Below are 18,611 nucleotides of genomic sequence, written 5' to 3' on the forward strand. Positions count from 1 at the left end.
ACATTAGCCGTTGTTTTTACGACGCAATCTGCTTTCGATCTCTTCGCGGGCGCTTTGCGTGGCCTTGAGCGAGATGGTGGCGCTGCCGTCATCATTGTCGCTTCGCGAAACGACATCGCCATTGCGGTAAAGCCAGTCGACAAGGCCGAACTGTGCCGGCTCGATCGTCACGGTGAGGTCTTCGAGTTCGCCCGCCATCCGCGTTTCGATGATCGCCTTCAGCGCATCGATGCCCTCGCCGGTCACCGCCGACACCGCGATCGGCGGCGCCTTGTTGGCATCGGCGCCGTCGGCAAGCAGCCGGGTCCGGTTGCCTTCGTCGAGCCGGTCGATCTTGTTCCACACTTCGATCACCCGCTTGGCGTCGCCGGCGTCAACACCGAGGTCGGCCAGGATACGCTCGACATCTTCGGCCTGGGCGGCCGTGTCCGGATCCGAAATGTCGCGCAGATGAAGCACGAGATCGGCCTCGACTACCTCTTCCAGGGTGGCGCGGAAAGCCGCGATCAGATGCGTCGGCAGGTCCGAGATGAAACCGACAGTGTCGGAGAGGATGATCGGCGTGCCATGTGGCAGGCGCACGCGGCGCAGCGTCGGATCGAGCGTAGCGAACAGCATGTCCTGCGCCAGCACGTCTGCTCCGGTCAGCCGGTTGAACAGCGTCGACTTGCCGGCGTTGGTATAGCCGACGATCGCCACCACCGGGAACGGCACCTTCCTGCGCTTGGCGCGGTGCAGGTCGCGCGTGCGCCGCACCGTTTCCAGCTCCTGCTTCAGCTTGATGATCTTTTCCTGCAACTGCCGCCGGTCGGATTCGATCTGCGTTTCGCCGGGGCCCCCGAGAAAGCCGGCGCCACCGCGCTGGCGCTCCAGATGGGTCCAACTGCGCACGAGGCGGCCCTTCTGGTAGTTGAGATGGGCGAGCTCGACCTGCAGCGTGCCTTCCTTGGTGCGCGCGCGCTCGCCGAAGATCTCGAGGATCAGCCCGGTGCGGTCCAGCACCTTGGCGTTCAGCTCCTTCTCCAGATTGCGTTGCTGCACCGGGGTCAGCGGATGGTCGACGACGACCACCTCCGCGTGTCCCTCTTTGACGATTTCGGCGAATTCGGCGACCTTGCCGCTGCCGAGCAACGTCGCCGGGCGCGGATCGTTGATGGTAACCACCGCAGTGTGGACCAGGTCGAGGTTGATGGCGCGGGCAAGGCCAACTGCCTCGTCATGACGAGCATCAGCCGAACGCATCAACCGAGGACGGTTGGTCTCGTCGTCGTTGCGCTGGTGGCGGGTAAGGACGGGCACAATGACAACGGCCCGGGTCGGGCCCTTGGCTTCCGTCCCGGGATGATGTGTTGGTTTTCCGCGAACGGTGGCGTCCGCGTCTTTCTCACGTGCCAATCAGGCGCCCTGGCTTTCCTCGCCATCGAACATCTGAACCGGCTGGCTCGGCATGATCGTGGAAATGGCGTGCTTGTAGACGAGCTGGGAGTGACCGTCGCGGCGCAGCAGGACACAGAAATTGTCGAACGAAGTGACCACGCCGGTCAGCTTCACGCCGTTGATGAGGAAGATGGTGAGCGGGTTCTTGCTCTTGCGAACTGAATTCAGGAACAGGTCCTGAAGGTTTTGCGATCGTTCCGCCATTGTTCTTGTCTTTCGCCGATCCCCTTCGGTTTGCAAGCCAATGCGCCAAATTAACGGGCGCATGTCAAGCTCGCAAACACCGTCTTGTCGTCAGTAACGACAAGCAGAACGAGATATATTGATGTTCATTCCACCTGTGCGGTTATCAGGCTGGACTTTTTTCCGCAATGTCAAAAAAGGCCTGCCGCAAGGAAAGTGTTATTGAGCCGGGGTGCCCGTTGGCGACCGTATCGCCGTCGATGCTCACCACCGGCATGGCGATTGTCGTTGCGGAGCTGATGAACGCCTCGCGTGCCGCCTTGGCCTCGGCGACGGAAAAGCCGCGCTCCTCGATCTTCAGGCCAAGCTTGGCCGCCACTTCGAACATGGTCGTGCGGGTGATGCCGCGCAAGATGCCGTGCTCGGCCGGCCTGGTGACCAGGACGCCGTCCCGGGTGACGATCCAGGCATTGGACGAGCCGCCTTCTTTTACGTTGCCTTCATCGTCGACGAACCAGGCTTCCTGCGCACCGGCTTCCTTGGCCTTCTGCTTGGCCAATACATTGGGCAGCAGCCCGACGGTCTTGATGTCGACGCGGTCCCAGCGGTTCTCCGGCACGGTGATGACCGCGATGCCGGTCTCGGCTCGCTTCGCTCCAGCCGCTGCGTCGGCCTTCCTGGCGGTGACTACCAGGGCCGGCTTCGTGTCGGCGGAAGGGAAGGCGAAGTCGCGGCTGGCCACGCCGCGCGTCACCTGCACGTAGACCAGGCCATTGGCGACCTGGTTGCGATTGACCACCTCGCGCAGAATGAGTGGCAGCACGCGGGAGGTGACCGGCCAGGCGATCGACAATTCGGTCAGCGAGCGGTTCAGCCGGGACAGATGGCGCGGCATGTCGACGATGAAACCACGCGCCACCTCGCAGACCTCATAGACACCGTCGGCGAACTGATAGCCACGGTCCTCGATATGGACGGCGGCATCGGCGTGCGTGACATAGCGCCCGTTGACATAGGCAATGCGCGGCATGGGCAACCTCTAGATATTCTCGGGGCTTTCTTATGCGATTCCACCGCCGCCGTAACCGGCAAATGCTCGGCCCGGGCGCGGCGGCTGGATATGTCGCGCTCAGACGCCCAGCGACTTCAGCTTGCGATGCAGAGCGGAGCGCTCCATGCCGATGAACTCGGCGGTCTTCGAGATGTTGCCGCCGAACCGGTTGATCTGGGCGATCAGGTAATCCTTCTCGAACTGCTCACGCGCTTCGCGCAACGGCAGCGCCATGATGTGCTGGTCGGATTGATTCGGCGTGCGCGGCATGACATCGCCGATCTCGGCCGGCAACAGGTCGGCGGTGATCGGCGCATCGACGTCGTCGCCGCGCGCAAGGATCATCAGGCGCTCGACATTGTTGCGCAGCTGGCGAACGTTGCCCGGCCAGTTGTGCGCCTGCAGCACGGCCAGCGCGTCGTCGCCGATGCGGCGCGGCTTGATGCCGGCCTGGCGGGCGATCTGCTTCATGAAATTATCGACGAGGTAGGGAATATCCTCGCGCCGCTCGGCCAATCCCGGCACGATGACCGGAACCACCGCGAGGCGATGGTAAAGATCCTCGCGAAAACGCCCGTCGGCAATCATCGCTTCGAGGTTCTGCGAGGTCGAGGAGATGATGCGGACATCGACCTTGACCCGCTTGGTTCCCCCTACCCGCTCGAACTGCTGCTCGACCAGCACGCGCAGGATCTTGTTCTGCGTCTCGCGCGGCATGTCGGCCACCTCGTCGATGTAGAGGATACCGCGATGGGCCTCCTCCAGCGCCCCGACCTTGCGCTCGACGCCATTCGATTCGGTGCCGAACAGCTCGATCTCCATGCGCTCGGGCGTGATGTTGGCGGCGCTCAGCGTCACGAAAGGTGCGCTCTTGCGCGCCGACAGCGTGTGGATGGCGCGCGCGGCCAGTTCCTTGCCCGAGCCAGACGGTCCGATGATCATCACGCGGCTGTTGGTCGGCGCGACGCGTTCGATCGTCTGGCGCAACTGGCTCATCGCCGACGACATGCCGATCAGATCGAAGGTTTCGCCGCTGCGCAGCTTGAGGTCGGAAACCTCGCGCCGCAATTTCGAGGTCTCCAGCGCACGCTCGGCAATAAGGATCAGCCTGTCGGCCTTGAACGGCTTTTCGATGAAGTCATAGGCGCCGCGACGGATGGCGGAGACCGCCGTTTCGATGTTGCCGTGGCCGGAAATCATCACCACCGGCAAGGTCGGATGCATGGTCTTGATCTCGTCGAGCAGCGCCAGCCCGTCCAGGCGCGAGCCCTGCAGCCAGATATCGAGGAAAATCAGCCGCGGCGCGCGATCAGCTATAGCAGCGAGCGCGCTGTCGGCATCGAATGCCGTGCGGGTTTCGTGACCTTCGTCGCTCAGTATGCCCGCGACGAGTTCACGGATGTCTTCCTCGTCATCGACGATGAGAATATCAGACGCCATTACCGACCTTTTCAGTTTCTCTTTCGTTTTCCGCCCTGCTTTCGCCGCGCGGAGCCGTTGCGGCCGCAGGCGGCAGGATGATGCTGATCATCGCGCCGCGCCCATCGTGGAAGTCCGCTGGAGCATCGTGTAGTTCCAGCCTGCCGCCATGGTCCTCCACGATCTTCTTGACGATAGCGAGGCCAAGTCCGGTGCCCTTCTCGCGTGTGGTCATGTAGGGCTCGAGCAGCCGTTGGCGATTCTCGCGCGGCAGGCCTTTGCCATTGTCGATGACGTCGATTCGAATCGCACCATTCTGGCGCCCGGCTTGAATCCGGATTATGCCGTGCGAACCGTCCTTCTGTTCCAATCCGTCGATGGCCTCGGCGGCGTTCTTGATCACATTGCCGAAAGCCTGCGCCATCAAGCGGCTGTCGAAAGTGCCCTTTAGCGGCTCCGTGCCGAAAATCCGCTCGAAAGTGATGTCGGCGCGGCTGACCTCGACCAGGAACGAGGCCTCACGCAGCGATTCGCGCAGATCTATCGCCTTCATCTCGGGCTTTGGCATGCGCGCGAACGCCGAGAATTCGTCCACCATACGGCCGATATCCTCAACCTGACGGATGATGGTGTCGGTGCATTGGTCGAAAACCTCGCGGTCCTCGGTAATCACCTTGCCGTAACGGCGCTTGATACGTTCGGCCGAGAGCTGGATCGGCGTCAGCGGGTTCTTGATCTCGTGGGCGATACGCCGCGCCACGTCCGCCCAGGCCGACGAGCGCTGCGCCTGAACCAGGTCGGTGATGTCGTCGACCGTCACCACATAGGATTTTTCCTCCGAGCCGTCGTCGCCGGCCTCGATCGTGATCTGCACGTTGAAGGTCCGCTCGGCACCGGCGCGGTAAAAGGTCACCTGCTCACGATAGACGGGTTTGCCGGACTTGCGGCCGATCTCGAAGACGCGGCCGACATGCGGCAGCACGGCGGAAAGATTCTGCCCAAGGGCTGCGCTGGCCGAAATCGCCAGCATCGCCTCGGCCGAGCGGTTGACGATGGTGACGATGCCGTAGGGATCGACGCCGATGACGCCGGCGGTAACGCCGGCAAGCACGGCTTCCGAGAAGCGGCGCCTCTCATCGATCAGGTCCTTGGCGGACAGGATCTCATTGCGCTGCGATTTCAGTTCGAGAAGCATCTTGTTGAACGTATCGCCGAGCGACGCGACATCGCCGTCCGAAGGCCTGACGGGAACCGCGACGTCGAGATTGCCGGTCGCGACCTCGTCGGCGGCGCCGATGAGCTGGCGAATGGGCCGCACCAGACGGTCGGCGACCGCAATGCCGGTCCAGATCGCGGACAGGATAATGATGAGCGTCAACGACAGATAGGGCAGCGCGAAGGCCACCTGAGAGGTACGGCGGTTATCTTCCAGCCCCCGATATTCGTCGGTGTTGGACCTGACGATCTGCCTTGCCTTGATCACTTCGGGGTCGACGAGCCGAATGGTGTAGAGGTAGAGTCCTTCGATCTCCCGCAGCTTGACGATGGCACCCATGATGTTGCGCGTTTTCGGTTCGATCAGCACCGGCTTGCCGTCGGTAGCGCTGGCCACCGCGCCTTCCGGCGGCTCGGGCATGGCGAAATCCGTATCGGTCTTGGCGCTCATGACGAAAGAGCCGTCCGGCTTGATCAGCGCCGCATGGGCCAGCGAACGGCCCACAGCTTCCTTGTTCATCAGGTCGAGAAAGCCGGTACGATCAAGGCCGTAGAGCGTGCGCGACGCATCGAGATCATAGGCCATGGACAGCGTCGTGCCCTGGAGGTTGCGGGCATTTTCCTGGACATAGGCGTCGGCGATCGACAGCGATGAATTGACGATCGTCTTGGTGCGGATCTCGAACCAGCGGTCGAGGCCGATGTCGAGCGTGATCGACGCGATGATGGCCACCATGATGGCTGGAATGGCAGCAACCAGGGCGAACATGGCGACAATGCGCACATGCAGCCGCGAAGCGGCCTTGCCATGCCGGCGCGCCATCAGGATGCGGTGCACCTCACGCCCGACCAGCGCGATAAGAAACAGGACGAAAGCCGTGTTGAGGGCAATCAACGCCAGCGTAGTCGACTCGTTCGGTGTGATCGGCGTGGCGCCAACGAGGATGGCGAACGAGATCGCCGCCGTCATCAGCGCGCCGACGACCGCGATCACGCCTGGCAGCGCAAGCAGCCGGCGCCCGTCACGAGCGCCGGGTTCGCTGAAAAGCGGTTGGTTTGTTGTCGGTGCCTGCGGAGCCATGTCGCCGTCTAGAGCCATGATTGCGTCGGATGTATGCAACGCATTGTGGCGATTATGCAACAAGTGTGACCGAGACGGAAATCTTTCGCGAGCCGATCCCCTGAAAAGAGCGCGGGCTCAGATCAAGGCTCAGCCCTGCCGCGATGATTTGTAGACGTTGACGCCGAGCTCGCGAATCTTCTTGCGCAGCGTGTTGCGGTTCAAGCCCAGCAGTTCCGCAGCCTTGATCTGGTTGCCACGCGTTGCCGTCATCGAGGCCAGGACAAGCGGAAACTCGACCTCGGACAGGATGCGCTGATAGAGCCCGGCAGGAGGCAAGTCGCCGGCAAACGACGCGAAATAGCGCTGCAGGAAATGCTCGACCGCCTGGCCAATCGACAAATCGTCGGGAATGAGGTTACCGCCTCCCGGCACTACGGGGCGCTCGCCGGTCTTCAGCTCGGCCTCGATGATCTCGGCGGAAATTTCGTCCTGCGAATAGAGCGCGGCAAGCCTGCGAACCAGGTTTTCCAGTTCGCGAACATTGCCTGGCCACGGATAGCGCTTCATCAACTCGATGCCGCCGGAAGAAATGCGCTTGGTCTGTAGGCCTTCCATTTCGCCGAGCTTGAAGAAGTGGCGGACGAGGTCCGGCACGTCCTCGGAGCGCTCGCGCAGCGCTGGCAGCCGGAGCGGCACGACATTGAGGCGATAGAAAAGATCCTCGCGGAAAAGCCCCTGGTTGATCAGCGTGCGCAGATCCTTGTTGGTGGCGGCGACGATGCGCACGTCGGTCTTGATCGGCGTGCGTCCGCCAACCGTCGTGTATTCGCCCTGTTGGAGCACGCGCAGCAGCCGCGTCTGCGCCTCCATCGGCATGTCGCCGATTTCGTCGAGGAACAGCGTGCCGCCTTCAGCCTGCTCGAAGCGCCCGGTCGAGCGATTCTGTGCGCCGGTGAAGGCACCCTTCTCGTGACCGAACAGTTCCGATTCGATCAGGTCGCGCGGGATCGCCGCCATATTGATGGCGACGAAGGGGCCGCCGCGGCGGCGGCCATATTCATGCAGCGCGCGCGCCACCAGCTCCTTGCCGGTACCGGATTCGCCCGAGATCATCACCGTCAGGTCGGTCTGCATCATGCGCGCCAGCATGCGGTAGATGTCCTGCATGGCGGCCGAGCGGCCGACCAGCGGCATTGCATCGGGCTGCTCTTCCGGCCGCGCGTCGATCTTCGGCCGACGCGGCTCGGAAAGCGCGCGGTTGACGATGTTGAGCAGTTCGGTCAGGTCGAACGGCTTAGGCAGATATTCATAGGCGCCGGTTTCGGAGGCGCGGATCGCCGTCATGAAGGTGTTCTGAGCGCTCATGACGATGACCGGCAGCTCCGGCCTCGCCTTCTTGATGCGCGGCAGCATGTCGAAGGCGTTCTCGTCCGGCATGACCACATCGGTGATGACAAGGTCGCCCTCGCCCGCCGCCACCCAGCGCCACAAAGTCGAAGCATTGGAGGTGACGCGCACCTCGTGGCCGGCGCGCGAAAGCGCCTGGTTGAGGACGGTACGGATCGCCGCGTCGTCGTCGGCGACGAGAATATTGCCGCGAACGGTCATTTGCGGTCTCCTTCACCGTCATCATCGGCGCCGTTTGGCGCTTCTTTCCAGGCCGGCATCAGGATGCGGAATGTGGTGCCGCGCGGCGTCGATTCGCATTCGATGATGCCGCCATGCTCGCCGACGATCTTGGCGACCAGCGCAAGACCCAACCCGGAGCCGTTCGGCTTGGTGGTGATGAACGGGTCGAACAGGATCGGCAAGATGTCTTCCGAAACGCCGGAGCCGTTGTCGCGCACACAGAATTCCAGCGGCAGCGACACGCGGTCCTGCGTGCCCGGAACGGAAACACGGATGCCTGGCCGGAAGGCGGTCGACAGCACGATCTCGCCCTGCGGGTCGCTGCCGATCGCCTCGGCGGCGTTCTTGACCAGGTTGAGGAACACCTGGATCAACTGGTCGCGGTTGGCAAACACCGGAGGCAACGAAGGATCATAATCCTCCAATATCTTGATTCTCTTGGCAAAACCGTTCTTGGCAATCGCCTTCACATGGTCGAGAACGACATGGATGTTGACGGGGTAGCGGTCGATCGGCCGCTCGTCGGAAAATACCTCCATGCGATCGACCAGCGACACGATGCGGTCGGTCTCGTCGGTGATCAGCCGCGTCAGCGCGCGGTCTTCGTCGGAAGCCGACAGTTCGAGCAACTGGGCAGCGCCGCGGATGCCTGAGAGCGGGTTCTTGATCTCATGGGCAAGCATCGCCGCCAGACCGGTGACCGAACGTGCCGCGCCCCGATGCGTCATCTGCCGGTCAATCTTGTCGGCCATCGACCGTTCCTGGAACATAACCACCACCGAGCCCGGAAATTCCGGTACCGGCGCGACATAGAGATCGACGACCTTCTCGATGCCGAGCCGCGGCGACGACACGTCGACGCGGTACTCGTTGACCGGAGCCCGGCGCTCGCGCACCTGGTCGACCAGTGTCAGCAGCGGGCTGCCGAAGGGAATGAGTTTTGACAGCGTGTTGCGGGCGAGCATGGTCGCGCTCGAGCGAAAAAAGTCTTCCGCATCGGCGTTGGCGAAGGTGATGAACCCCTCCTCGCTGATCATGATCACCGGGCGGCGGATGGTGTTGAGCACGATTTGGGCGGCATCCGCCATTTCGGCGCCCTGGCCGGCGGCGGCGTTCATGCGGCGCTCCGCAGGTTCAAGGGTTGCGGATCGCGCGAAAACACATCGCGCAGCAAGGCAATAACGCGCGCGGGCTCGAATGCGGTCAGTATAGCCTTTCGGCTGTCGTCGGCGACGCCGCCGGCATGCCGATCAAGATACCAGCCAAGATGCTTGCGCGCCTGGCGCAGGCCGCTTTCGGCGCCGTAGAGCGCCAGCATGTCCTCATAGTGGGCCACGATGTAGTCGGCGACCGCGGTCGAGTCCCGTGGCATGTTTGGCGTCGCCTCGCCGGTCGCCGCGGCCGCAATGCCGCCTGCGATCCAGGGCGCGCCATAATGGGCACGGCCGATCATCACGGCGTCGGCACCCGATTGATCGAGAATGTCGGCCGCTTCCGCCGGCGAAGAGACGTCACCATTGGCGACGACCGGGATGGACACGGCTTCCTTGACGCGGGCGATGGCGCGCCAGTCGGCCTTGCCCTGGTAGAACTGGCAGCGCGTGCGGCCGTGCACGGTCACCATGCTGACACCGGCCTGCTCGGCGCGGCGCGCGAGCATCGGCGCGTTGAGCGCGCCTTCGTCCCAGCCAAGCCGCATCTTGACCGTCACTGGCACCTCGACCGCGCCGACAACGGCGTCGATCAGCGACAGTGCGTGGTCGAGATCCAGCATCAATGCCGAACCCGCATAACCGCCGGTAACCTTCTTGGCCGGGCAGCCCATGTTGATGTCGATGATGTCGGCCCCCTCACCGGCTGCGATTCTGGCACCTTCGGCCATGTGCATCGCCTCACGGCCTGCAAGCTGAACCATATGGACGGGCAGGCCGGAGTGGCGTATGCGCAGGTTGAAACCGGCCCTGCCCTTGGCGAGCTCTCCGCTGGCAACCATTTCGGTCACGACCAGGCCTGCTCCATGCGCGTGGGCACGCTGCCGGAACGGCTCGTCCGTAATCCCCGACATTGGTGCGAGGAACACGCGATTGCGGAGTCTCACACCGCCGACATCAAGCGGCCCTGCCAATTTGGTCAAGTCAGGCAATTTGGTCAAGTTAACCATGCACAAAAACCAAGCATCTTCATTCGTTGCACATTCTCTAGCCAGAACCGGCGCAATGTGCAACGCGGAATGACGCCACATTTAGGCGCAATTGGGAAAATGCTGGCCTTCGGCTTTGGCCGCGACCAAAGCGCCGCGCGTCCCTCAGGACGCGCAAAGGACGCTTTGGAATTTCATACTTAGCGCACGATCTTTCCGAAAACCGATTACACTTTTCGGGATCGTGCGCTAGGACCAAACGGGCATGACTGACGCAAGTGAAAATCACGTTTCGGATGCGGATGGCAAGGTCGCGGTGGTGATCGTTGCGGCCGGCCGTGGTGCGCGCGCCGGACAGGCCAACGGACCGAAGCAATATCAACACATTGGCGGCTTTGCCGTCATTGCACACACGCTGGACATTTTTCTGGCCCACCCGCGGACCAGCGAGATCGTCGTCGCCATTCATGCCGATGACCACGAGCTGTTCCGGCAGGCGGCGGGCGCCAATGTAGAGCGCGTCACCGCCATCATGGGCGGGGCGACGAGGCAGGAATCCGTCCGGCTCGGCCTGCTTGCCCTTAGAGGCCACGCGCCGGCGCAGGTTCTGATCCACGATGCCGTCCGCCCGTTTGTCGATGCGGACCTGATAGATCGCACCATCGCCGCCATCGGCGAGCGCGAGGGCGCGTTGCCCGCTTTGCCCGTCGCCGACACGCTGAAGCGCGAATCGGCCTCCGGCGTGGTTGGCGAAACCGTATCGCGCAGCGGGCTTCACGCGGCGCAAACGCCACAAGGCTTTCCGTTCTGGCCCATTCTTGCTGCGCACGAGAAAGCCCATCATCTGGGAAAAGTGGATTTTACCGACGATGCCGCGATCGCCGAATGGGCGCATATTCCGGTCAAGATCGTTCCGGGCTCGCCGGACAATGTCAAACTCACCTGGGCACGGGATATTGCGATGGCGGACCAGCGGCTTTCCGGCGAACGCGTGCGCTTTCCCGATATCCGTACCGGCAATGGCTACGACGTCCACGCTTTCGAACCGGGAGACCATGTCACGCTGTGTGGCGTCGCCATAGCGCACGACAAGAAGCTGTCCGGCCATTCCGACGCCGATGTCGGTCTGCACGCCTTGACCGATGCGCTGCTGGCGACTTGCGGCGCAGGCGACATCGGCACGCATTTCCCGCCGTCCGACCCGCAGTGGAAAGGCGCTGCGTCGCGCATATTCGTCGAGCATGCGGCAAGGCTGGTGCGCGCGCGCGGCGGCCGCATCGCCAATGCCGACATCACGCTGATCTGCGAAGCGCCGCGCGTCGGGCCGCATCGCGAGGCCATGACCGCAGCCCTTTCTCAGATGCTGGCGATTACGCCGGATCGCATCTCGATCAAGGCCACAACCAATGAGAAGCTCGGCTTTGTCGGGCGCGAGGAAGGCATAGCGGCGATTGCCACCGCCAGCGTGGTGTTTCCCGGCGAGGTGCCGGAATGAGCAACAACGAGCTGGCAAATGCGCTGCTGCAAGCCTGCCAGAAGCGCGGCATCATGCTGGCAACGGCGGAAAGCTGCACCGGCGGCATGATCATCTCCGCGCTCACCGACATCGCCGGCTCGTCCACCGTGGTCGATCGCGGCTTCATCACCTATTCCAACGAAGCCAAGATGGACATGCTCGGTGTTTCCGCCGTCACGCTTGAGGCGCATGGCGCGGTTTCGCGCGAGACTGCGATCGAGATGGCAACAGGCGCGCTTGCCCGTTCGCGCGCCGGGCTGACCCTGGCGGTCACCGGGATCGCTGGGCCTGGCGGCGGTTCGGCGGGAAAACCGGTCGGCTTGGTCTGGTTCGGGGTTGCGCTGGACGGCCGACCGATTGTCGCCGAGCACCAGCTCTTTGCAGACAAAGGCCGCGATTTCATTCGTCGCGAAACGGTCCGGCAAGCGCTGGAACTGGGCCTGCAAGCACTTGGATAGGGTTATAAAACGTTGGGCGGGCGGGCCCGAAAGCTGGATTTGCGGTTACGTTTTCGATTCCGGGCTGCTTTGCCCCAAGCGTGGCTCCGTCCCAGCCAGCAGCCTCCGAATGTTGGCACGATGGCGCGCAACCACGTAGATGCTGCCCGCAATCACCAACAACCGATAGGCCAACGGTTGCTCCAGGCCACAGATGAGGGCGATCGCGGTCAACGCCGCTACCATCGAACTCAGGGAAACTATCCGAGACGTAGCCAGCGCAGCACCAAAAGCCGCCGCAGCTCCCACACCTACCGGCCAAGACAGAGCCAGCAACACGCCAAGCCCCGTCGCAGCGGATTTGCCACCTGTAAAATTCAGCCAGATCGAACGGCCATGTCCCAACAACACGGCAATTCCGGCCAGGCAAACAGCCCAAGGCACCCAGGTTTGCAGGTCAAGCGGGGTCGATGGCGTAACCAACGGCAACGTGATGAACCAGGGATAGAACCAGCGGGCAAAGACGATCGCCGCCGCGCCTTTCAGCACATCCAGCAGCAACACCACCAACGCAGGCCATTTTCCCAAGACCCGCAAGACGTTCGTTGCCCCGGTGGATTTGGAGCCATGCTCCCGGATATCGATGCCCTTGAGCAGCTTCCCCGCCAGATAACCCGTGGGCATGGAACCGAAGAGATAGGCGATCGCCAGTCCAACGGTGCTCGCTATCCAGAAAAGCATGCGCAGGGCCTCAAGACGGTTTTGCACCGTAGATGACGTCTGCTCGCTTTTCGAAGGCTTCGGCGAACATGCGGAAGGCGCGATCGAACATGGTTCCCATGACCGCGCCCAGAATACGGCTCTTGAACTCGTAGTCGATGAAGAAGCGGACGGCGCAACCGGCGCCGTCGGGTTCGAAACGCCAGACATTGCTCAAATATTTGAACGGCCCGTCGATATATTTCACGTCGATGGTGTTCTCGGCGGGCTTCAGCAGCACCTGCGTCGTGAAGGTTTCGCGGATGGCCTTGTAGCCGATGCTCATGTCGGCAAGCAGAACAGTGCGCCCGTCACGCTCCTTGCGCGAGCGAACCGTCAGCGCTTCGCAAAGCGGCAGGAATTGCGGATAGGATTCAACATCGGCGACCAAAGCGAACATCTGCTCGGGTGTATGGGATACGCGTCGGGTGGCTTCGAATTTTGGCATGGAACCAGCGAGTTAAGCTGATTTCTTGAGAATCGCTTCCCGTGCCGCGCGCAGCTTGGCAAAATCGTCGCCGGCGTGATGCGATGAACGCGTCAGCGGGCTAGATGCCACCAGCAGGAAACCCTTGGTCCGGCCGATCGTCTCAAAGGATTTGAACTCCTCCGGCGTGACGAAGCGGATCACCGGGTGGTGCTTCTTCGACGGCTGCAGGTACTGGCCGATGGTCATGAAATCGACATTGGCGGACCGCAGATCGTCCATCAGCTGCAGGATTTCATTCCGTTCCTCGCCCAGCCCCACCATGATGCCGGACTTGGTGAAGATTGACGGATCAAGCTCCTTGACCCGCTGCAACAGCCGGATCGAATGGAAATAGCGGGCGCCCGGACGAACCGTCAGATAGTTCGACGGTACGGTTTCGAGATTGTGGTTGAAGACGTCGGGCTTGGCGGCCACGACGATCTCCAGCGCGCCGTCCTTGCGCAGGAAGTCGGGCGTCAGGATTTCGATCGTCGTCGAAGGCGTCGCGGCCCGGATGGCACGAATGACTTCAGCGAAATGCTGCGCACCGCCATCGGAGAGATCGTCACGGTCCACCGAGGTGATGACCACATGGGTAAGGCCCATCTGCTTGACCGCATGCGCGACGCGGGCCGGTTCATCCGGGTCAAGCGCTGTTGGAATGCCCGTGGCGACGTTGCAGAAGGCGCAGGCGCGGGTGCAGATCTCGCCCATGATCATGAAGGTGGCGTGCTTCTTTTCCCAGCATTCGCCGATGTTAGGGCAGCCGGCCTCTTCGCAGACCGTCACCAGCTTGTGCGATTTGACGATTTCGCGCGTTTCGGCATAGCCCTTCGACACCGGCGCCTTGACGCGGATCCAGTCGGGCTTGCGCAGCACGTCCTGATCAGGCTTGTGCGCCTTTTCCGGATGCCGCAAGCGCGGGGCGTTGGCGATCGTATCGAGGACAGTGACCATCGGGAAACCTGGTTCATTCGCGACGCCAGTCAGGCGTTCGCTGTCATAACGTCATCTAAGACTTTTCAACGCAAAGAAAAAGGCCGCCACGGCGCATGCCGCAACAGCCTTTTTCGCATAGCAACTCTTCAGTGATGCTAACGGCGCACCAGACGCCCGGCCCAGATCAGCAGGCAGGCACCGATAAAGCCGGTGATCAGATAGGCAATCCAGCCGACGCCGAACGGGCCAAAATTGAGAGCCTGCAGAATGGCGTTCAGCACGACCGCGCCGACGATGCCCATGACGATGTTCATGAAGATGCCGGTGTTGCTCTTCATGAACATTTCGGCGAACCAGCCTGCCAGGCCGCCGATGATGATGGCTGCTATCCAGCCGACGCCATTCAGGTGCATATGCCTTCTCCTTGTGGGATACGTGAAAACGCATTCGCAAACGAAGTACCTTGCCGCCGGGTTCCATCTGTAGCAGCGCTTTCAATCTATCAGGCGTTGAGCGCGCGGCCATAGGCGTCGAGCACGCTTTCCTTCATCATCTCCGACAGCGTCGGGTGCGGGAAGATGGTGTGCATCAGCTCTTCCTCGGTCGTCTCCAGGTTCATCGCCACGACAAAACCCTGGATCAGTTCGGTCACTTCGGCACCGACCATGTGGGCGCCGAGCAATTGACCGGTCTTCTTGTCGAAGATGGTCTTGATGAAACCCTGATCCTCACCGAGCGCAATCGCCTTGCCATTGGCGGCGAACTGGAAGCGCCCGACCCGGATGTCCTTGCCCTCGGCCTTGGCCTTGGCTTCCGTCAGCCCAACCGAGGCGACCTGCGGATTGCAGTAGGTGCAGCCCGGAATCTTCAGCTTGTCGGTGGCATGCCCGCCAGGAAAATCTGCGATCTTCTCGATGCACACGACCCCCTCATGTTCGGCCTTGTGAGCGAGCATCGGCGGGCCGGCGACATCGCCGATGGCGTAGATGCCCGGCACGTTGGTCTTGCCGTAACCATCGATGACGACGCAGCCACGCTCCGTCTTCACGCCAAGCGCCTCGAGTCCGAGGCCCTCGATGTTGCCCTGGACGCCGACGGCCGAGATCATCCGATCGGCGGTGATCTTCTCGACCTTGCCGTCCTTCATCTCGACATGCGCGGTGACCGAGTTGGCACCCTTCTCGACCTTGGTCACCTTGGCTTCGAGGATGATCTTCATGCCTTGCTTCTCGAACTGCTTCTGCGCGAATTTCGAGACTTCGGCATCCTCGACCGGCATCACCGCAGGCAGCAGCTCGACCACCGTCACTTCGGCGCCCATGGTGCGGTAGAAGGAGGCGAATTCGATGCCGATGGCGCCCGACCCCATGACCAGCAGCGACTTCGGCATCTCCTTCGGCACCATGGCTTCAAAATAAGTCCAGATCAGCTTGCCGTCCGGCTCGATACCGGGCAGTGCGCGCGGCCGGGCGCCGGTCGCCAGGATGATGTGCTTGGCGGTATAGGTGCCTTCGCCTTTGACGCCTTTCGGCACTGGCGGCTGCGGCTCCATCGGCTTCTTGGCCGTCTTCGACACGACGATCTCGCCCGGCTTCGAAAGCTTGGCCTCGCCCCAGATGACGTCGACCTTGTTCTTCTTCATGAGGAAGGCAACGCCGCCATTGAGCCGCAGCGACACCTTGCGCGAGCGGTCGACCACGGCTGACGCATCGACGCTGACCTTGCCGTCGAGCTTCAGCCCGTAATCCTTCAGGTGGTCCGAATAGTGCATGATCTCGGCCGAGCGCAGCAGCGCCTTGGTCGGGATGCAGCCCCAGTTGAGGCAGATACCGCCGAGATGCTCGCGCTCGACGATCGCCGTCTTGAAGCCGAGTTGCGCGGAACGCACCGCGGTGACATAGCCGCCAGGGCCGGAGCCGATGATGATGACGTCGTAGTTCTCAGCCACGGTTTTTCTCCTTCACAATTCCAGCATGACGCGCACGACGGGTGCCAGCGCCTTGCCGATGTTTCGCGTGTTTTCGGCATCGAGATGGACGCCGTCGAGCGGGGTGGTTTGCGCCACGCTGCCGGCGTCGAAGAAGCCGCAGCCGGCCTCATCGGCAAGAGCGGCATAGAGCGGCGCCAACCGCGTCGAAGCCTCGTCACCGCCGGCGAACATCTCCTTGAATTCGGNAGAGCGGCATAGAGCGGCGCCAACCGCGTCGAAGCCTCGTCACCGCCGGCGAACATCTCCTTGAATTCGGCATTGTCTGTACGGCTGACCACAGGCGGCGAAACGATCAGGATCTGCGGCGCCGGCCAGTCGAACGGATAGTCGTGACCGCGCACGATGTCGATCAGCCGCTGGATGCCCTGCTTGGCCGCGACGGGATTGCCGTGGATCCACGGCTTCATGTCGTTGGCGCCGAGCATGATGACAATCAGGTCGATCGGCGCATGGGTCGTCAGGACGGTTGGTAGCAGTTTTGCACCGTTGCGGTCCGCACCGGCCAGATGATCGTCGAAGGCCGTGGTGCGGCCGTTGAGGCCATCGGCAATCACTTGCACGTCGGCGCCTAACGCTGCCTGCAGCACGCTCGGCCAGCGGTCTTCCAGCGCATGGCGGCCACCTTCGGCATTGTAGCCCCAGGTCAGCGAGTCGCCGTAACAAAGAACCGTCTTCATGCGCCCACCTGTGCGTTAATCGAGCCGCGCCTCAACCGCCAGCGCACGAACAGCCAGTGAACCAGCACAGTGGCCAGGTTCGGCAAAACCAGGCCGGCGACGATCGGCAGGTCACCTTCCCACTGGCGCTTATCGACCGGCTGAGAGAACGTCCAACCGATCAGGCCGAGCCCGATCAGCACGAACAGGACAATTGCGCAGAGGCCCAGCCAGTTGATGATCGACGGTGCGTTCGAAAAAAGCTGCGCGATGAAAAACACGATCGTCGCGACAATGGTGACAAGCACCGACGTCATGAACACCAGAATGTATTCTTCCTGCGCATGGGTTGCGACCGCCAGCTGTTGAGCAACCAAGCCGCCTGCCAATCCTGACAGGAAAAACGCCATAAGGGAGGTGAAGAAGATCCGCACCGCCCTCTCCGTCCTAAACCAGCATGCTCATCGGGTTCTCGATCAGGCGCTTGAAGGCGACCAGCAGTTCGGCACCCAGCGCGCCGTCGACGGCGCGATGGTCGGTCGACAGCGTCACCGACATCACGGTGGCGATTTTGATCTCGCCGTTCTTGACCACCGCCCGCTCCTCACCCGCACCGACGGCAAGGATCGTCGCATGCGGCGGGTTGATGACGGCGGCAAAGTCCTTGATGCCGAACATGCCGAGGTTGGACACCGCCGTGGNCCGCCCGGGATCGACACGGCGACGCCGACATCGGCATGCTTGTGCTTGACCATGGCGCTTTCGGTCCATGAGGCATTGGCATCCGGCACCGCCTTCAGCGCCATCGCCATCGCCTTGATGACCATGTCGTTGACCGACAGCTTGTAGGCGGGCGCATCGCCTTTGTCGGTCTTCTTTACCGGGGCTGCGGCGTTAATCTGCGTGCGCAATGCGAGGAGTGCATCGAGCTCGCAGTCGAGCGTCAGGTAGAAATGCGGGATGGTGGTCTTGGCCTCGACCAGGCGGCGCGCAATGGTCTTGCGCATATTGTCATGCGGGACGAGATCGTAGGAGCCAGCCTCGAACAGCTTCAGCACCTGATCGTCGGACATCGCCTTCACAGCAGGAGCAGTTGCCGGAGCCCCGGCGGGTGCTGCCTTGGCGGCAGGCTTGGCGCCGCCACCGGCAATCGCGGCGTCGATATCTGCCTTGACGACGCGGCCATGCGGGCCGGTGCCGGTCACGGCAGACACATCGACGCCGGCTTCCCTGGCGATGCGACGTGCGAGCGGCGAGGCGAAGGTGCGCTCGCCGGCCGCATGACCATTGGCAACTGGAGCCGCCTCTGCCTTGGGTGCGGTCGCGACCGGTTCCGCCTTTGATGCTTCCGCCTTTGATGCTTCCGCCTTTGGTGCGTCAGCCTTGGGCTCCTCCGCTTTCGGCGCCTCGGCTTTCGCTGGTGCGGCACCGCCACCGCTTTTCGCGACGGCGCCTGCATCCTCGCCCTCTCCGGCGAGCACGGCGATCAGCGCATTGACCTTGACGCCCTCGGTGCCGGCGGGAACGACGAGCTTTGCAACCGTGCCCTCATCGACAGCTTCGACTTCCATCGTCGCCTTGTCGGTCTCGATCTCGGCAATGACATCGCCCGGCGAAACCTTGTCGCCTTCCTTGACGAGCCACTTGGACAGATTGCCCTCTTCCATCGTGGGCGACAGGGCCGGCATGGTGATGTTGATTGGCATTT

Annotated in this window: 16 protein-coding genes and 2 pseudogenes; 2 read left to right on the forward strand and 16 right to left on the reverse strand. The window is 62.5% G+C overall.

All coding sequences use genetic code 11. The features are described 5' to 3' along the window. Window positions 1-3: 3 nt before the first annotated feature. The 8 genes from hflX to dusB all read right to left on the reverse strand — a co-directional run bounded on the left by hflX (window position 4) and on the right by dusB (window position 10,140). Window positions 4-1,395, reverse strand: a complete 1,392-nt coding sequence (gene hflX / locus X735_RS147510) for a GTPase HflX (protein ID WP_023812024.1) — start codon at window positions 1,393-1,395, stop codon at window positions 4-6. Beyond that, window positions 1,396-1,641: an RNA chaperone Hfq gene (gene hfq / locus X735_RS147505; RefSeq protein WP_006202172.1), complete on the reverse strand. Its 246-nt coding sequence runs from the start codon at window positions 1,639-1,641 to the stop codon at window positions 1,396-1,398. 145 nt (window positions 1,642-1,786) lie between these two features. Continuing rightward, window positions 1,787-2,650: a D-amino-acid transaminase gene (locus X735_RS147500; protein WP_023812025.1), complete on the reverse strand. Its 864-nt coding sequence runs from the start codon at window positions 2,648-2,650 to the stop codon at window positions 1,787-1,789. Window positions 2,651-2,749: 99 nt separating this feature from the next. Then, window positions 2,750-4,111, reverse strand: coding sequence for a sigma-54 dependent transcriptional regulator (locus X735_RS147495; RefSeq protein WP_023812026.1), 1,362 nt, complete (start codon window positions 4,109-4,111; stop codon window positions 2,750-2,752). After that, window positions 4,101-6,386, reverse strand: coding sequence for a PAS domain-containing sensor histidine kinase (locus X735_RS147490; protein WP_023812027.1), 2,286 nt, complete (start codon window positions 6,384-6,386; stop codon window positions 4,101-4,103). The genes X735_RS147495 and X735_RS147490 overlap by 11 nt, the downstream gene beginning before the upstream one ends. A 129-nt stretch (window positions 6,387-6,515) precedes the next feature. Continuing rightward, window positions 6,516-7,976, reverse strand: a complete 1,461-nt coding sequence (ntrC, locus tag X735_RS147485; RefSeq protein ID WP_023812028.1) for a nitrogen regulation protein NR(I) — start codon at window positions 7,974-7,976, stop codon at window positions 6,516-6,518. Beyond that, a complete protein-coding gene (locus X735_RS147480) occupies window positions 7,973-9,115 on the reverse strand; it encodes a nitrogen regulation protein NR(II) (protein ID WP_023812029.1) in 1,143 nt (380 codons plus the stop codon). The genes ntrC and X735_RS147480 overlap by 4 nt, the downstream gene beginning before the upstream one ends. Beyond that, window positions 9,112-10,140: a tRNA dihydrouridine synthase DusB gene (gene dusB, locus X735_RS147475; RefSeq protein ID WP_023812030.1), complete on the reverse strand. Its 1,029-nt coding sequence runs from the start codon at window positions 10,138-10,140 to the stop codon at window positions 9,112-9,114. The genes X735_RS147480 and dusB overlap by 4 nt, the downstream gene beginning before the upstream one ends. 262 nt (window positions 10,141-10,402) lie before the next feature. Here dusB and X735_RS147470 point away from each other — a divergent pair, with 262 nt between their 5' ends. Continuing rightward, a complete protein-coding gene (locus X735_RS147470) occupies window positions 10,403-11,632 on the forward strand; it encodes a bifunctional 2-C-methyl-D-erythritol 4-phosphate cytidylyltransferase/2-C-methyl-D-erythritol 2,4-cyclodiphosphate synthase (protein WP_023812031.1) in 1,230 nt (409 codons plus the stop codon). Continuing rightward, on the forward strand, window positions 11,629-12,111 hold the full coding sequence (locus X735_RS147465) for a CinA family protein (RefSeq protein WP_023812032.1): 483 nt from the start codon (window positions 11,629-11,631) through the stop codon (window positions 12,109-12,111). The genes X735_RS147470 and X735_RS147465 overlap by 4 nt, the downstream gene beginning before the upstream one ends. Before the next feature lie 45 nt (window positions 12,112-12,156). Here X735_RS147465 and plsY read toward each other — a convergent pair whose 3' ends face one another. The 8 genes and pseudogenes from plsY to X735_RS01000000165995 all read right to left on the reverse strand — a co-directional run bounded on the left by plsY (window position 12,157) and on the right by X735_RS01000000165995 (window position 18,609). Then, the gene (plsY, locus tag X735_RS147460; protein WP_023812033.1) at window positions 12,157-12,831 is read right to left on the reverse strand and encodes a glycerol-3-phosphate 1-O-acyltransferase PlsY; all 675 of its coding nucleotides are present in this window, start codon (window positions 12,829-12,831) and stop codon (window positions 12,157-12,159) included. A 10-nt stretch (window positions 12,832-12,841) separates the two neighbouring features. Further along, complete coding sequence (locus X735_RS147455; protein ID WP_023812034.1) at window positions 12,842-13,297, reverse strand: type II toxin-antitoxin system RatA family toxin; 456 nt, start codon at window positions 13,295-13,297, stop codon at window positions 12,842-12,844. A gap of 12 nt (window positions 13,298-13,309) precedes the next feature. Next, window positions 13,310-14,275 (reverse strand): lipoyl synthase, encoded by a 966-nt coding sequence (gene lipA, locus X735_RS147450; RefSeq protein ID WP_023812035.1) that lies wholly within the window; start codon window positions 14,273-14,275, stop codon window positions 13,310-13,312. Window positions 14,276-14,412: 137 nt separating this feature from the next. After that, window positions 14,413-14,670, reverse strand: a complete 258-nt coding sequence (locus tag X735_RS147445; RefSeq protein WP_023812036.1) for a GlsB/YeaQ/YmgE family stress response membrane protein — start codon at window positions 14,668-14,670, stop codon at window positions 14,413-14,415. 89 nt (window positions 14,671-14,759) lie between these two features. Further along, window positions 14,760-16,205, reverse strand: coding sequence for a dihydrolipoyl dehydrogenase (gene lpdA, locus X735_RS147440; protein ID WP_023812037.1), 1,446 nt, complete (start codon window positions 16,203-16,205; stop codon window positions 14,760-14,762). Window positions 16,206-16,217: 12 nt separating this feature from the next. After that, window positions 16,218-16,924, reverse strand: a pseudogene (locus X735_RS01000000165990) (SGNH/GDSL hydrolase family protein). Next, a complete protein-coding gene (locus X735_RS147435) occupies window positions 16,921-17,337 on the reverse strand; it encodes a hypothetical protein (protein WP_023812040.1) in 417 nt (138 codons plus the stop codon). Before X735_RS147435 ends, X735_RS01000000165990 begins: the two are co-directional and overlap by 4 nt. Before the next feature lie 42 nt (window positions 17,338-17,379). Next, window positions 17,380-18,609, reverse strand: a pseudogene (locus tag X735_RS01000000165995) (2-oxo acid dehydrogenase subunit E2). Window positions 18,610-18,611 lie beyond the last annotated feature (2 nt).

The organism is Mesorhizobium sp. L2C084A000, from assembly GCF_000502875.1.
GTDB lineage: Bacteria > Pseudomonadota > Alphaproteobacteria > Rhizobiales > Rhizobiaceae > Mesorhizobium.

Excerpts from the sequence above, each read along its gene's own strand:
- X735_RS147490 (WP_023812027.1), bottom strand. The coding sequence starts at position 6,386 with ATGGCTCCGCAGGCACCGACAACAAACCAACCGCTTTTCAGCGAACCC.
- X735_RS147495 (WP_023812026.1), bottom strand. The coding sequence starts at position 4,111 with ATGGCGTCTGATATTCTCATCGTCGATGACGAGGAAGACATCCGTGAA.
- ntrC (WP_023812028.1), bottom strand. The coding sequence starts at position 7,976 with ATGACCGTTCGCGGCAATATTCTCGTCGCCGACGACGACGCGGCGATC.
- X735_RS147465 (WP_023812032.1), top strand. The coding sequence starts at position 11,629 with ATGAGCAACAACGAGCTGGCAAATGCGCTGCTGCAAGCCTGCCAGAAG.
- X735_RS147455 (WP_023812034.1), bottom strand. The coding sequence starts at position 13,297 with ATGCCAAAATTCGAAGCCACCCGACGCGTATCCCATACACCCGAGCAG.
- X735_RS147470 (WP_023812031.1), top strand. The coding sequence starts at position 10,403 with ATGACTGACGCAAGTGAAAATCACGTTTCGGATGCGGATGGCAAGGTC.
- hfq (WP_006202172.1), bottom strand. The coding sequence starts at position 1,641 with ATGGCGGAACGATCGCAAAACCTTCAGGACCTGTTCCTGAATTCAGTT.
- X735_RS147445 (WP_023812036.1), bottom strand. The coding sequence starts at position 14,670 with ATGCACCTGAATGGCGTCGGCTGGATAGCAGCCATCATCATCGGCGGC.
- lipA (WP_023812035.1), bottom strand. The coding sequence starts at position 14,275 with ATGGTCACTGTCCTCGATACGATCGCCAACGCCCCGCGCTTGCGGCAT.
- X735_RS147480 (WP_023812029.1), bottom strand. The coding sequence starts at position 9,115 with ATGAACGCCGCCGCCGGCCAGGGCGCCGAAATGGCGGATGCCGCCCAA.
- plsY (WP_023812033.1), bottom strand. The coding sequence starts at position 12,831 with ATGCTTTTCTGGATAGCGAGCACCGTTGGACTGGCGATCGCCTATCTC.
- X735_RS147500 (WP_023812025.1), bottom strand. The coding sequence starts at position 2,650 with ATGCCGCGCATTGCCTATGTCAACGGGCGCTATGTCACGCACGCCGAT.